This window comes from Kribbella ginsengisoli, from assembly GCF_039537185.1.
In the GTDB taxonomy this organism is placed as follows: Bacteria; Actinomycetota; Actinomycetes; order Propionibacteriales; family Kribbellaceae; genus Kribbella; species Kribbella koreensis.
Genome location: NZ_BAABAA010000002.1, coordinates 1 through 11946 on the forward strand (window position 1 = coordinate 1; position 11946 = coordinate 11946).

Consider the following 11946-nt stretch of genomic DNA (forward strand, 5'->3'; position numbering starts at 1 on the left):
CATGCCCTCGATGTCGCAGAGCACCACGGCCGCCCGGAAGTCCTCGGGCAGCGCGTCCAGCGCGTACTGCACGTCGTGGTCGAACAGGTCGTGGTCGAGCTTCTCGGCCGGGCCGGAGCCCTTGGCGGGCAGCCGGTCGTGCGCGTCCTCGGGCAGCCCGTCGAACCGGATCCGCTGCTTGCGCCGGGCGCCGTCCAGGAACAGGTTCGTGGTGATCCGGTAGAGCCAGCCCTCGAAGGTGCCGGGCGTGTAGGACGACAGCGACCGGAAGACCCGGACGAAGACCTCCTGGGTCAGGTCCTCGGCGTCGTGCTTGTTGCCGGTGAGCCGGTACGCGAGCCGGTAGACGCGGGCCGAGTGGGCGCGGACGATCTCGTCCCAGGACGGCAGCGCCTCGATCTCCGGCTGGACCTTCGGGGTGCTCGCAGCGGGCACCACGGGAGTGTCGACCGGTTTCACGGCAACGCCTCCCTGGGTCCGCTCGGCAACGAGTGAGAACACCATGGTGCCGCGTTCACCGTCCTCTTCGCACGTCGGGTACACCCTGGTTCGACCCTGGGATGCCAGTACGACGAGTCAACGGCCCCCGCTGACGGGAAGTTCCCCGCCTCGGTAGCTCTCATGGAACTCTCATCTACAAGACGCACGAGCGGCCCTGAAGGTTGAACGCTACTTCTCTTCGATCACGGCAATGGGGTCGCCGTCGCGGACCACTTCGCCCTCGGCGACCTTCAGCTCGGTGATCGTGCCGGCCACCTCGGCGAGCACCGGGATCTCCATCTTCATCGACTCGAGGATGACGAGGGTGTCCTCCGGCCCCACCGTGTCCCCGGCCTTGGCGATGATCGTCTGGACGTTCGCCACCAGCTCTGCCACCACGGTGTGACTCACGCGCGCTCCTCTGTTGCCGGGGGTCCTCGCAGTTGATCCTAGTGTCCCGTGGTCGAGCTACGTCGCTCACGGGACACTAGGCCCCGGATGCCTTGGTGCGGGCCCGGTACGACGCAACGCGGGTCCGGCCGGCGCACGTCGGCGTGCAGAACCGTCGTGGGCGTCGCTCCGCCGCGTTGACGAAGACCCGCTCGCAATCCGCCGCGGCGCAGGTGTCGATCGCGTCGAAACCATGACCGGCCACGAATCCGGACAGCCCGAGCGCCGCGCCCGCCGCCACCCACTCGGCCCAGGTCGCCTCCGGCTTGGCCACGTGCAGGTGCCACGGCGACCCGTCGTGATCCGACAGGTACGGCCGTACTGCGTAGTCGCTCAGCAACTCATTCAGGATGCGGGCCGCCTCCCGCGGCTCGGCGTGGAACACCGGCCGGATCCGCTCCCGGACCGCCTTGACGGCGGCGAGGTCCCCGTCGTCGACTGTCGCCGTCGGCTCGCCGTGCTCGAGCAGGAACTCGCGCAGCGCCTCGACCGACGTCAGCTGCTCCGGATCGAGCGACTTGGTGTTCACCAGGTCGACCGCGATCCGGATCATCCGGTCCGGCGTCGTCAAACTATCCACTCGACCGATCGTAACGCCTTTGTTAACGTAACGCGTAACGACCACTTATCCGTTACGACACTGAGGAGCGACGATGCTGGCCCGCTACCTGACCGCCGCGACCATCGCGCGGGTCGGCGCCGAGATGGTCGTCTTCACCCTCGTCCTGCTCGTCCTGGACCGCACCGACAGCGCTGCGCTGGCCGGCATCACGGGAGCCGCCTACGCGCTCCCCGCAATCGTCACCGGTCCCCTGCTCGGCGCGTGGCTCGACAGAACGCCGTACCGCCGTACTGCGCTAGCCCTCAACCAGACCGTCGTAGGCGCCGTCATGGTCGCCATGCTCGCCGTCGTGGGCCATAGCCCGCACTGGGTCACTCCCACGCTCGCAGCACTCGCCGGTATGACCCTGCCACTGGTCAGCGGCGGATTCACCAGCATGCTCCCGAGCCTGGTCCCGCCGGAGCGTCTCCCCCGGGCCAACTCGCTGGAGGCAGCCAGCTTCGGCACCGCGACCATCACCGGCCCTGCGGCAGCCGCCACCATCGCCGCAGCCGTATCGGTAGAAGCGGCCGCCGTAGTGATCGCCCTGACCGCCACGCTCAGCATCCTGGCCATCGGCCGCCTACCTGCACTACCGCCCGCCCATAAAGTCCAGGAACCCTTCCTGGCTTCAGTAGTAGGCGGCCTCACCCACCTAGCCCGCACTCCGCGTCTGCGAGCCTCCACGGTGACCACGACGCTCCTGATGGGCGTGATCGGCATGCTGCTCATCACGCTGCCGCTGCACATGGCCTCGCTCGGCATGCCACGCTCTGCCGCCGGCTACCTCTGGACTGCACTGGAGCTGGGCAGCGTGACGACAGCCCTTCTGCTAGGTCATTTCCAGACCCGCTGGCGCCCAGAGCACGTCGTGATGCTGTCGATAGCCGCCTACGGCGTCGCCTTCACCGCTTGGCCATTGGCGAGCAGCTTCGCTGTGCTGCTGGTGTTCGCCGCCGTCACGGGCCTCCTGGAGGGTCCGACGCTGCCCGCCATGTTCGCCGCCCGCCAGGTCTACAGCCCACTAGCTCTACAAGGCCGGGTCAGCACCACAGCCGCCAGCCTCCGAATAGGTGCCGCCGCTGTCGGCCAAGCGGCCGCTGGCCTGCTAGTCCCAGCTATCGGCACCGACACCGCTCTCCTACTCATCGCGGCAAGCCTGGTCGGCGCTTCAGCCCTTGGCTACCTATCGAGCTTCAAGGCGGTCGCACATGCTGGTTAAAGCCTGGGCCGACGGCTGGGCAATAGCGCGCGCAACACCGGCGCCGGTGGAGGTCCCAGAGGGCTACCGCATCGACGTCAACAGGCCGGGACACCTCACGCGTTATGTGCTGCCCACCCATGCACCGGAGCTAGCAGCTCGACTGACAGCGCCAGACACCTGGTTGAAGATCTGCGCGGCGGCACCGCGCCTAGATGGGCGGTGGGAGGTCCAGGCGCCGGAGTACCTGATGAGCGCGCAGTTGACCGCCACAGCACCGATCTGCCCACCGGAGTACGAGCTGGAGGTCAGCGTCGGCGAGGTCATCGACGTAGTCGTCAGCAAGGACGGTGCACTGGCGGCGCGCGGCAAGGCGGCGGTGAGCCGCGAGTACGCGGTGATCGATCAGGTGGTCACCGAGCCCGGCCACCAGCGCCGGGGACTCGGTACCACCGTCATGCGAGCGCTCAGCCAGGCAGCGAGCCGCAGTGGCGCGCGTACCGGAGTACTGGTCGCTACTGAGCAAGGGCAGCAGCTCTACGACCGGCTGGGCTGGGTGCTGGTGTCTCCTATGACCGCTGCTCGACTGTGCGCGCGAGAATGCCCAGAGTTGCGCGCAGACCCGCCTCGGGGATGATCGGGAAGTTCACCCGTCCCCGGTAGCGCTCCTCGATCTGGCTCCAGTCGTAGTACGACGTCACCAGGCTGCCCACGGCGCTCGGCTGCAGCTGGTAGCCGTACAGGTGCTTGATGGGCGGCTGGATGGAGCCGGAGATGGTCCACTCGATCTCGGTGTCCTCGATGAAGCGGGTGATGATCACCGTGACGTCGTACTTGCCCATGGGGAGGTCGTTCAGCGCCTCCCGGTCCATGTGGACGACGAACTCGTCGCCGACCGCCGTGACCTGCTTCCCCTCGGCCGACTGGAGCATGCCGGAGCTGTCGATCGCTACATGGCCGCTGGGCTCTCGTAGTACGGCGAAGATCTCCGCGGGTGAGGCAGCGATCTGTCGCCGTACTTCGAAGCGTTCTTTGTCAGTCACCCGCCGAGGATGACAGAACGGGTCAAGCTGCGGGGCTGGTCGGGGTTGAGCCCCAGGGAGAGTGCCTTGGCGACCGCTACCCGCTGGGCGACGACCAGGGAGGCCATCGGGTCCAGGTCTGGGTGGTGAACGATCGTGGCGCCGGTGGCGGTCACGTCGTCGAGCAGGTCCGCCGGCGGCTCTCCGAAGATCCAGACGCCGCGGCCGGGCTGGGCGATGGCGATCGGGCCGTGCCGGTAGTCCATGGCCGGGTAGGCCTCGGTCCAGGCCGACGCTGCCTCGCGCTGCTTCAGGCCGGCCTCGTGCGCCAGACCAATGGTCCAGCGGGTGCCCAGGTACGTGACCTGCTCCAGCTTGGCCAGCTCGTCGACGTCGATGGTCAGGGCGACCTCGGCATCCGCGGCGGCCTGCGACAGGTCCTGCCCGAGGGACGCCCGCAGCAGCGCCAGCGTGGTGGTCGCGAACCGGGTCTGTACGACGGACTGCTCGTCGGCGAAGTCGAGCATGATCGTGTGATCGGCGAGGTCGACGATCGGCGAGCCCGGCGTCGCGGTGATCGCGATCGTCGGCAACTGGGTGTCGCGGATCAGGTCGAGCACCTCGGTCGTCGTACCGGACCGGCTGATCACCACGATCGCGTCGTACTCGCGGCCGGCCGGAAACTCCGATCCGGCGAACGCGTCGGTCAGGCCCTGGCCGAGGTCCTCGCGCAGCGCGGCGTACGCCATCGCCATGAACCACGAGGTGCCGCAGCCGACCGCCGCAACGCGCTGTCCGGCAGTGGGCAAAGCGCCACCGTACTGCGCGAAACCGGCTGACACCTGCCGCCACAGCTCGGGCTGAGTGGCGATCTCAGTGCTCACGAATGGCGTGTCGGTCATGTCGTCTCCGGACTTGTAATGGTCGAAACTGCTCGAACGTGATCGAATGGTGCCAACCGGCAGCTATCCCGCTGACCGATTGTGTGAAGGAGGAGCCCCGGGTGAAGCGTTATGAACGCCTGAATACGTTGCTCGAGTCGCTCGCGGAAAAGGGCGCGATCGATGTCGACGAGCTCGCGGAACAGTTGCACGTCTCCGCGGCGACGATCCGGCGCGACCTGGACCACCTGGGAAAACAGCAGCTCCTGACCCGGACCCGCGGCGGCGCGGTCGCCAACGCGGTCTCCTACGACCTGCCGCTGCGCTACAAGACTGCGCGTTTCGCGTCCGAGAAGCAGCGGATCGCGCAGGCCGCGGCGACGCTGGTCCGGCGCGGCATGGTGATCGGGATGAACGGCGGGACGACGATCTCCGAGGTGGCGCGCACGCTGGCGACCCGGCCGGAGCTGTCGGCCGAGCACGGTGAGCCGGCCTTCACGCTCGTCACCAACGCGCTGAACATCGCCAACGAGCTGATCGTCCGCCCGCACGTCAAGATGGTGCTGACCGGCGGCGTCGCCCGGCCGCAGTCGTACGAGATGATCGGCCCGCTGTCGCACCGGATCCTGGCCGACCTGTCGCTGGACATCGCCTTCATCGGCGTCGACGGGATCGACGAGACCGGCGCCACCGCCCATCACGAGGGTGAGGCGAACATCAACCAGCTGATCGTCAGCCGGGCCGCCAAGGTGGTCGTGGTGGCCGACTCCAGCAAGCTCGGCCAGCGCGCCTTCGCCCGGATCTGCGAGCTGAGCGAGATCGACACGCTCGTCACCGACGCGCAGGCCGACGAGTCGCAGCTGTCGATCTTCAAGGAAGCCGGGATCGACGTCATCCGCTCCTGAGCGCTGGCCCGACATCTCTCCGCACCTCCTTCGCTGGGTCTTTGCTGCCTAGTCAACACGATCATATCTGCTCAGGGCCAGAAGTTACGAGCAAGAGTGCGCAACCTCAGCGCGGGAGGCGCGGTCTGGCAGGTGCGGGACGCTAGGCTTCGGCGTAGATGAGTACCGCAGCGGCATCGATCAGGGAGGGCATCATCGCCACGGGCATCGACCCCACGTCCTGGGCCTACGCCGAGGACTACACCGGTGAGGACGAAGTCGTCACTGGTGCACGGGCGAGCGCTGAGGACAGTGGCATCTCCTCGATCGGCCCGGGTGCCGCCTCCGCGCTGAGCATGCTGGCGGCCGCGGTGGGCGCCAAGGCGGTCGTGGAGATCGGTACCGGCACCGGTGTCTCCGGCCTGGCGCTACTGCGCGGCATGCGCGCCGACGGCACGCTGACCACGGTCGACCTGGACGCGGAGAACCAGCGGCTGGCCCGCAAGACCTTCCTGGACGCCGGCGTAGCGTCCAACCGCTTCCGCCTGATCGCAGGCTCGGCCCTGGACGTCGTCACCCGACTGACGGACGGCCACTACGACCTGGTCTTCTGCGACGCCGACAAGCGCGAGTACACGGCGTACCTCCACGAGGCCCTCCGCCTGCTCCGCCCCGGCGGCGTGGTCGCCTTCGACAACGCCCTACTCCGCGGCCGGGTAGCCGACCCCTCCCACCGCGACCCCGACACCACCGCCGTCCGCGACCTCATCCGAGCCATCCGCGACAACGACGACCTCACCTCAGCCCTACTCCCCACCAGCGACGGCCTCCTAGCCGCCGTCAAACGCGCCTGACCTCGTCGCAACCGGCGGTCACTCAATGACGTCGCATGAGCACATACAGATAGTTTCGCTCGGTTAAACTACCTAAAGAAACCAACAATGGTGCTAATCTGGCCTTCGATTAGTATCAATGTAGGTTCTTTTGGGAGGTTCAGGAGATGCGCTCCTTCGCGGACCTCGATCGGCTCATCGGGCAGGTACCGGCGCACGTCGTCATGCATCTCCGGGCGATCGACACAGGTCGAGGCAGCGAGGCTCTCTACCGCCATCAGCTCCCGGCTCTGCTGACCGAGCTTGCCAGCCGTGCCAGGGTTCAGAGCATCACTGCGTCGTCTGCCATCGAAGGCGTAGTGGTGGCTGATGTCCGGCGGGCGCGGCGAATCATCGATGGCGATGTGGTGCAACTGCGCAACCGGAGTGAGCAGGAGTTCGCCGGCTACCGAAAGACTCTGGACTACCTGTTCCAGGAGGACTGGCAGCCGCTGAACCTTGGCTTGATCCTGCACCTGCACCGGCTGCTCTGGTCCGAGACCGCGCTGGACGGCGGCAGGCTCAAGCTCGACGACAACCTCGTGGTCGATCGATCACCGGACGGAACCGTCACGGTGAGATTCGTCCCCGTCAGCGCCGCGAAGACCGAGAGTTACCTCGTCGGCCTGCTGGAGCAGTACCAGGAAGCACAACTGGCCGAGAGGCATCATCCGATCCTTCTGGTCGGACTGGCTGTGCTGGATCTGCTCGTCATCCATCCGTTCGCCGATGGCAACGGGCGGGTGGCGAGAGCGCTGACCAATGCGTTGCTCATCGATTCGGGCTACGAGGTCTGCAGGTGGGTCTCTCTCGAACAGTCGATCGCCGACACAGCCGACGAGTACTACGAGACGCTGCTCCGCTCGACCCACGACTGGCATTCCGACCGATCCGATCCATGGCCGTGGCTCAGCTACTTCGTCGCAACGCTCGCAACGGCGTACGAGACCTTCGCTCGGAAGGCCGCGGCAGATCGTTCAGGTAGTACCAAACAAGAGCGTGTCCGTACTCATGTGCTCAAGCACGCTGCGCCGGTCTTCAAGCTGGCCGAGGTCCGATCGGCGTTGCCGGGGGTGAGCGACCAGACGATCCGGCTGGTGCTCGACCAACTCAAGGCGGAGAAGCGGGTGATGCCTGAAGGCACTGGCCGGGCAGCCCGCTGGCGCCGCATCCCGGGCACTCGGTAGCGGTGCCTGTCTGCTGCCCTCAACGCGATTCCTGGGCTTACTCCTGGGCCCAGCCGGCGTATCTGGTGATTTCGGCTGTTACGTGGGGCCAGGCGGTGCTCAGGGGGTCGATCAGTTCGTAGTGGCCGGTGTCTTCCACTCGGACGAGTCGGGCGGTGGGGTGGGCCGTGGCGTAGGACTCGGAGACTGCGATGGGGACCCGGGCGTCGGCTGTGCCGTGGACGATCGATACCGGCATGATCGGGGCTGGTAGGTGGGTGGGGTCCAGGTCGTTGCGGACTCCGCCGCCCAGGAAGTCTTGTACGGCGGTCTTGTCGAGCTCTAGTTGGTCGGCCAGGAGGAGGTCGGCCACTGGGGCCAGGGCAACTACTCCGCGGAGGCGGATGGGGTTGAACGTCGCTGCCGCCCACAGGGCTAGGTGGCCGCCTGCGGAGTGGCCAGCCAGTACGAAGCCTGCCCGGAGGTCCATCAGGTCCTCCAGCCGCTCCAGGGCGTCGCGGACGTCGGTGGCGGTGGCGTCGGGGTTGCCTGGCTCGCGGCGGTAGTCGATGGATGCCACCGGCCACCCCTCCTCGGCCAGTGCCTCACCGAGCGGACGGGCGTGCACCCGGTCGTACTCCGGGCGCCAGAAGCCGCCGTGGATGAAGATGATCACCGGGCGCTGCTCCTGCGCATGCCAGACGTCGACCATCTGCTCCGGGTAGGTGCCGTAGCTCAGCTCCTCGTCCGGGTCGCGGGCCTCGCGGGTCAGTACAGAGCGGTCCTCAGTCATTGCGGGCCTCCCAGCATCAAGACCTCCCAGTTCGGTCCCCCAGGAAACGTAAGGCGTTGTCTGACAGCAGCTTGACCTGCTGGGCCTCCGAGAGCCAGTCGGCCCGCCGGACGACCTCCCCGACAGGTCGCTCACCCAATGGATACGGATAGTCACTGCCGACCATCACCTGGTCCTCGCCGAGGGTATCGACCAGTAACCGCAACGCTGGTTGCTCAAACACGACGGTGTCGACGGAGAAGCGGCCGAGGTAGTGGCTGGGCGGGTACTGCGACTTGCCCCGTACTACGTCGCCGCGGCGATTCCAGGCGTTCTCCACTCGCCCCAACCAGAAGGCGAAGCTCCCGCCGCCGTGGGCGAAGCAGATCCGCAACGATTCGGGCAGCTCGTCGAAGGCGCCGCCGAGGATCATCGCCAGCAGCGAGAGATGTGTCTCCGCAGGCATCCCGGTCAGCCAGCGCGCCATCCATCGATCCAGCCGAGGTCCGCCCGGCATGTCCCACGGATGCACCAGCACCGGCGCTCCGACCTCGGCGCAATGCTTGAGGAAGGCAACGATCCCGGCGTCGTCGAGATCCTTGTCCCCCACGTGGTTGCCGATCTCGACCCCCACGTGCCCCGCCGCCAGACACCGATCCAGCTCTTCACAAGCCGCATCCGGATCCTGCAACGGCACCTGACAGAACGGCACCAGCCTGCTGTCCCCCGCCAGCGTATCCAGCGTCAGATCGTTGAAGATCCGCGAAACCTTGATCGCCTGATCCGCCGGCCGCTCGTACGCGAAGAACACCGGCGTAGGCGAAACCACCTGCAGATCGATGCCATCAGCATCCATATCCGCCCGCCGGGTCCCCGGATCCCAGGCCTGCGCGCCCACCGGCCGGAACTCCGTCTCCCCGACCATGATCATCGCGTCCCGCTCAGAATCCACCCGCAACCAAGGCCACCCCTCCCCACCACAAGCAACAGCCAGATCCGGCCACCCCTTCGGCACGAGGTGGGTGTGCACGTCCACCGCCCCGCTCAACTCCAACACCCCCGCCGTGTGGGCTCCGCCCGCTTCCCCACCGCGCGCATCGCCGCGCAGCGGCGATGCGCGCGGTTCCTTGCTTCTGGCATCAGGCCTTGCCTGGATGGAGGGTTCCACAGGACGGACAAGTCCTGGCGTCTTCGCTGTCGTAGAAGGCTTTGAAGACGGGTGGGAGGTCTTCGACGATGTCGTTGACCTGGAGCTCGACCTCGTGGACGATCGCGTTGCAGTTGGCGCAGTACCAGCGGAACTTCTCCAGCGTGCCCTGTTCGCGGACCCGCTCGATCACCAGGCCGATCGAGTCCGCGTCGCGCTGCGGGGAGTGCGGCATGTTGCGCGGCAGCATCCACATCTCGCCCTCGTTGATGTCCACCCGGGCCGGCCCGTCCTCCGTCATCACGTCGACGTGCATCGTGCCCTTGATCTGGTAGAAGAACTCCTCGTACGGATCGACGTGGAAGTCGTTGCGCTGGTTCGGCCCGCCGACCACCATCGTGATGAAGTCGTCGCCGGTCGGGAACATCTGCTTGTTGCCCACCGGCGGCTTGAGCAGGTGCTTGTTCTGCTCGACCCACTCGGGGAAGTTCGTCGACTCCAGGTTCGCCATCGTCTTCACCTCTCCTTTACGGCTGCGCCTTGACAGCGGCGACTGCTTGGATCTCGATCAGGAGCTGCGGATGCGGCAGCTGATGCACGGCGACCGTCGTCCGGGCCGGCCCGGTCTCGTCGAAGAACTCGCCGTAGACCTCGTTGTACCCACCGAAGTCGTTCATCGACACCAGGTACGCCGTAACGCTCACCAGATCGTCGAGCCCGGCACCGACCGCCACCAGGATGTCCCGGATGTTCTCCAGCACCGCACGCGTCTGCACCCGGATGTCCAGCGTCGTCGTCCCGAACTCGTCCACCGACGCGCCCGCGATCGTGTTGTCCGGCAACCGGCTCGAGGTCCCCGATACGAAGGCGAATCCGTTGGCCACCTTCACATGCGGAAACCGCCCCCGCGGTGTCGCCTTCCCGGCGACCACCTTCGCGTCGCTCACGACAGCTCCACACAGACGTTGGTCAGCTCCGAGTAGAAGTGGAGCGAGTGGTTCCCGCCCTCGCGGCCGATGCCGGAGAGTTTGGTACCACCGAATGGCGTGCGCAGATCGCGCAGGAACCACGTGTTGATCCAGACGATGCCGACGTCGAGCGCCGCGCCGGCCCGATGCGCCCGGCCGACGTCCCGCGTCCAGACAGTTGCCGCGAGCCCGTACTGCGAATCGTTGGCCAGGGCGAACGCCTCGTCCTCGGTGTCGAACGGCGCGATGTGGCAGATCGGGCCGAATATCTCCTCGGTGTTCGTCCGGGCGGTCGCCGGCAGACCGGTCACCACGGTCGGTTGCACATAGCAACCGTTGTCGCGGGCGTCACCGAAGGACGGTACGCCGCCGCCGGTGAGGACGTCGGCGCCTTCGGCCCGGGCGAGGTCGTAGTACGAGAGAACCTTGTCGCGGTGGGTCTTGGAGATCAGCGGCATGTTGACGGTGGCCTCGTCGGCCGGCCAGCCGAAGGTGAGTTCGGCGGCGCGGGCGGCGAGGCGGGTGCTGAACTCCTCGAAGACCGGGCGTTCGACGTACAGGCGTTCGGTGCACAAGCAGACCTGGCCGCCGTTGGTGAAGACCGAGCGGACCGATCCCTCGACCGCCGCGTCGAGGTCGGCGTCGGCGAAGACCAGGCCGGCGTTCTTGCCGCCGAGCTCGAAGGACACCGCCTTCACGCCGTCGGCGGCGACCTTGGCGATCGCGCTGCCGGTGGCAGACTCGCCGGTGAAGGTGATCGCGTCGACGCCCGGATGCCTGGTCAGGAACTCACCGGCCGACGACGGACCGAAGCCGTGCACCAGATTGAAGACCCCGTCCGGTACGCCGGCAGCCGCCATCACCTCGGCGAGAACGGTCGCCGACGAGGGCGTCTCCTCCGAAGGCTTCACCACCACAGTGTTGCCGCAGGCAAGCGCCGGCGCCACCTTCCAGGTGAGCAGCAGCAACGGCAGATTCCACGGCACGATGATCGCGACGACGCCCACCGGCTTGCGCACCGCGTAGTTCAGCGCCCGCCGCCCGTCAGCCAGCGTCGTAGCAAACGACTCCGTCGAGGCGGTAGTCGCAAAGTCCGCAAACGCCCTGAAGTTGGCCGCCCCCCGAGGAATGTCCAACGTCCGAGCCTGACTGATGGACTTCCCCGTATCCCCCACCTCCGCGGCCACCAGATCCTCGAACCGCCGCTCCAACTCATCCGCAACCCGCCGCAACACCCCCGCCCGCTCCTGCTCACTCATCCGCCCCCAGGGCCCGTCGAGAGCCGCCCGAGCAGCAGTCACAGCAGCATCCACAACACCGGAGTCGGCCTCGGCAACGTCGAAGATCTGCTCCCCCGTCACCGGACTGACCTTCGCAAACGTCGAGCCCCCGTCGACAAACGAACCACCAACAAAGTTGCGCAGCAGCCCGACCGACGAAGGTTTGCCGGTCAGCAGACCGGGTTGCCACAATCCGGCGCTCATCCGCGCCACCTCGCTTCG

General features: G+C 67.1%; 15 protein-coding genes. 5 read left to right on the plus strand and 10 right to left on the minus strand.

All coding sequences use genetic code 11. The features are described 5' to 3' along the window. The 3 genes from ABD768_RS07215 to ABD768_RS07225 all read right to left on the minus strand — a co-directional run. Positions 1-504, minus strand: a 504-nt coding sequence (locus tag ABD768_RS07215) for a sigma-70 family RNA polymerase sigma factor (protein WP_344838697.1), incomplete at its 3' end; no start/stop codon positions are given. Positions 505-669: 165 nt separating this feature from the next. Then, positions 670-891 carry a biotin/lipoyl-binding carrier protein gene (locus tag ABD768_RS07220; protein ID WP_343982735.1) on the minus strand — a complete coding sequence of 74 codons (222 nt, stop codon included), beginning with the start codon at positions 889-891 and terminating at the stop codon, positions 670-672. A gap of 76 nt (positions 892-967) precedes the next feature. Beyond that, complete coding sequence (locus ABD768_RS07225; RefSeq protein WP_344838700.1) at positions 968-1510, minus strand: CGNR zinc finger domain-containing protein; 543 nt, start codon at positions 1508-1510, stop codon at positions 968-970. 73 nt (positions 1511-1583) lie between these two features. Here ABD768_RS07225 and ABD768_RS07230 point away from each other — a divergent pair, with 73 nt between their 5' ends. Beyond that, a complete protein-coding gene (locus tag ABD768_RS07230) occupies positions 1584-2753 on the plus strand; it encodes an MFS transporter (RefSeq protein ID WP_343982729.1) in 1170 nt (389 codons plus the stop codon). Further along, positions 2743-3369: a GNAT family N-acetyltransferase gene (locus ABD768_RS07235; protein ID WP_344838703.1), complete on the plus strand. Its 627-nt coding sequence runs from the start codon at positions 2743-2745 to the stop codon at positions 3367-3369. Before ABD768_RS07230 ends, ABD768_RS07235 begins: the two co-directional genes overlap by 11 nt. On the opposite strand, the gene ABD768_RS07240 is transcribed toward ABD768_RS07235, so the two are convergent. Both ABD768_RS07240 and ABD768_RS07245 read right to left on the minus strand, forming a co-directional pair. Continuing rightward, a complete protein-coding gene (locus ABD768_RS07240; protein ID WP_343982723.1) occupies positions 3302-3775 on the minus strand; it encodes an SRPBCC family protein in 474 nt (157 codons plus the stop codon). The genes ABD768_RS07235 and ABD768_RS07240 overlap by 68 nt on opposite strands. After that, positions 3772-4656 carry an SIS domain-containing protein gene (locus ABD768_RS07245; protein WP_343982720.1) on the minus strand — a complete coding sequence of 295 codons (885 nt, stop codon included), beginning with the start codon at positions 4654-4656 and terminating at the stop codon, positions 3772-3774. The genes ABD768_RS07240 and ABD768_RS07245 overlap by 4 nt, the downstream gene beginning before the upstream one ends. A gap of 101 nt (positions 4657-4757) precedes the next feature. Between ABD768_RS07245 and ABD768_RS07250 the strand changes: the two genes are divergently transcribed. From ABD768_RS07250 to ABD768_RS07260, 3 genes are all read left to right on the plus strand, one after another. Beyond that, positions 4758-5540: a DeoR/GlpR family DNA-binding transcription regulator gene (locus ABD768_RS07250; protein ID WP_328327915.1), complete on the plus strand. Its 783-nt coding sequence runs from the start codon at positions 4758-4760 to the stop codon at positions 5538-5540. Between the two features lie 158 nt (positions 5541-5698). Next, positions 5699-6373 (plus strand): O-methyltransferase, encoded by a 675-nt coding sequence (locus ABD768_RS07255; RefSeq protein WP_343982716.1) that lies wholly within the window; start codon positions 5699-5701, stop codon positions 6371-6373. Between the two features lie 146 nt (positions 6374-6519). Continuing rightward, positions 6520-7578 (plus strand): Fic family protein, encoded by a 1059-nt coding sequence (locus ABD768_RS07260; protein WP_344838709.1) that lies wholly within the window; start codon positions 6520-6522, stop codon positions 7576-7578. Positions 7579-7615: 37 nt separating this feature from the next. On the opposite strand, the gene ABD768_RS07265 is transcribed toward ABD768_RS07260, so the two are convergent. From ABD768_RS07265 to ABD768_RS07285, 5 genes are all read right to left on the minus strand, one after another. Next, positions 7616-8350, minus strand: a complete 735-nt coding sequence (locus ABD768_RS07265) for an alpha/beta hydrolase family protein (protein WP_343982710.1) — start codon at positions 8348-8350, stop codon at positions 7616-7618. Positions 8351-8366: 16 nt separating this feature from the next. After that, complete coding sequence (locus tag ABD768_RS07270; protein WP_344838711.1) at positions 8367-9377, minus strand: amidohydrolase family protein; 1011 nt, start codon at positions 9375-9377, stop codon at positions 8367-8369. A gap of 91 nt (positions 9378-9468) precedes the next feature. Continuing rightward, entirely contained in the window at positions 9469-9987 is a 519-nt protein-coding gene (locus tag ABD768_RS07275; protein ID WP_343982704.1) for a 3-hydroxyanthranilate 3,4-dioxygenase, read from the minus strand. A 16-nt stretch (positions 9988-10003) separates the two neighbouring features. Beyond that, positions 10004-10423 (minus strand): RidA family protein, encoded by a 420-nt coding sequence (locus ABD768_RS07280; RefSeq protein ID WP_343982702.1) that lies wholly within the window; start codon positions 10421-10423, stop codon positions 10004-10006. Continuing rightward, positions 10420-11928, minus strand: coding sequence for a 2-hydroxymuconic semialdehyde dehydrogenase (locus ABD768_RS07285; RefSeq protein ID WP_344838715.1), 1509 nt, complete (start codon positions 11926-11928; stop codon positions 10420-10422). Before ABD768_RS07285 ends, ABD768_RS07280 begins: the two co-directional genes overlap by 4 nt. Between the last annotated feature and the right edge of the window lie 18 nt (positions 11929-11946).

Coding starts and splice junctions, on each gene's coding strand:
- ABD768_RS07230 (WP_343982729.1), top strand. CDS start 1,584: ATGCTGGCCCGCTACCTGACCGCCGCGACCATCGCGCGGGTCGGCGCC.
- ABD768_RS07235 (WP_344838703.1), top strand. CDS start 2,743: ATGCTGGTTAAAGCCTGGGCCGACGGCTGGGCAATAGCGCGCGCAACA.
- ABD768_RS07245 (WP_343982720.1), bottom strand. CDS start 4,656: ATGACCGACACGCCATTCGTGAGCACTGAGATCGCCACTCAGCCCGAG.
- ABD768_RS07255 (WP_343982716.1), top strand. CDS start 5,699: ATGAGTACCGCAGCGGCATCGATCAGGGAGGGCATCATCGCCACGGGC.
- ABD768_RS07260 (WP_344838709.1), top strand. CDS start 6,520: ATGCGCTCCTTCGCGGACCTCGATCGGCTCATCGGGCAGGTACCGGCG.
- ABD768_RS07265 (WP_343982710.1), bottom strand. CDS start 8,350: ATGACTGAGGACCGCTCTGTACTGACCCGCGAGGCCCGCGACCCGGAC.
- ABD768_RS07275 (WP_343982704.1), bottom strand. CDS start 9,987: ATGGCGAACCTGGAGTCGACGAACTTCCCCGAGTGGGTCGAGCAGAAC.
- ABD768_RS07285 (WP_344838715.1), bottom strand. CDS start 11,928: ATGAGCGCCGGATTGTGGCAACCCGGTCTGCTGACCGGCAAACCTTCG.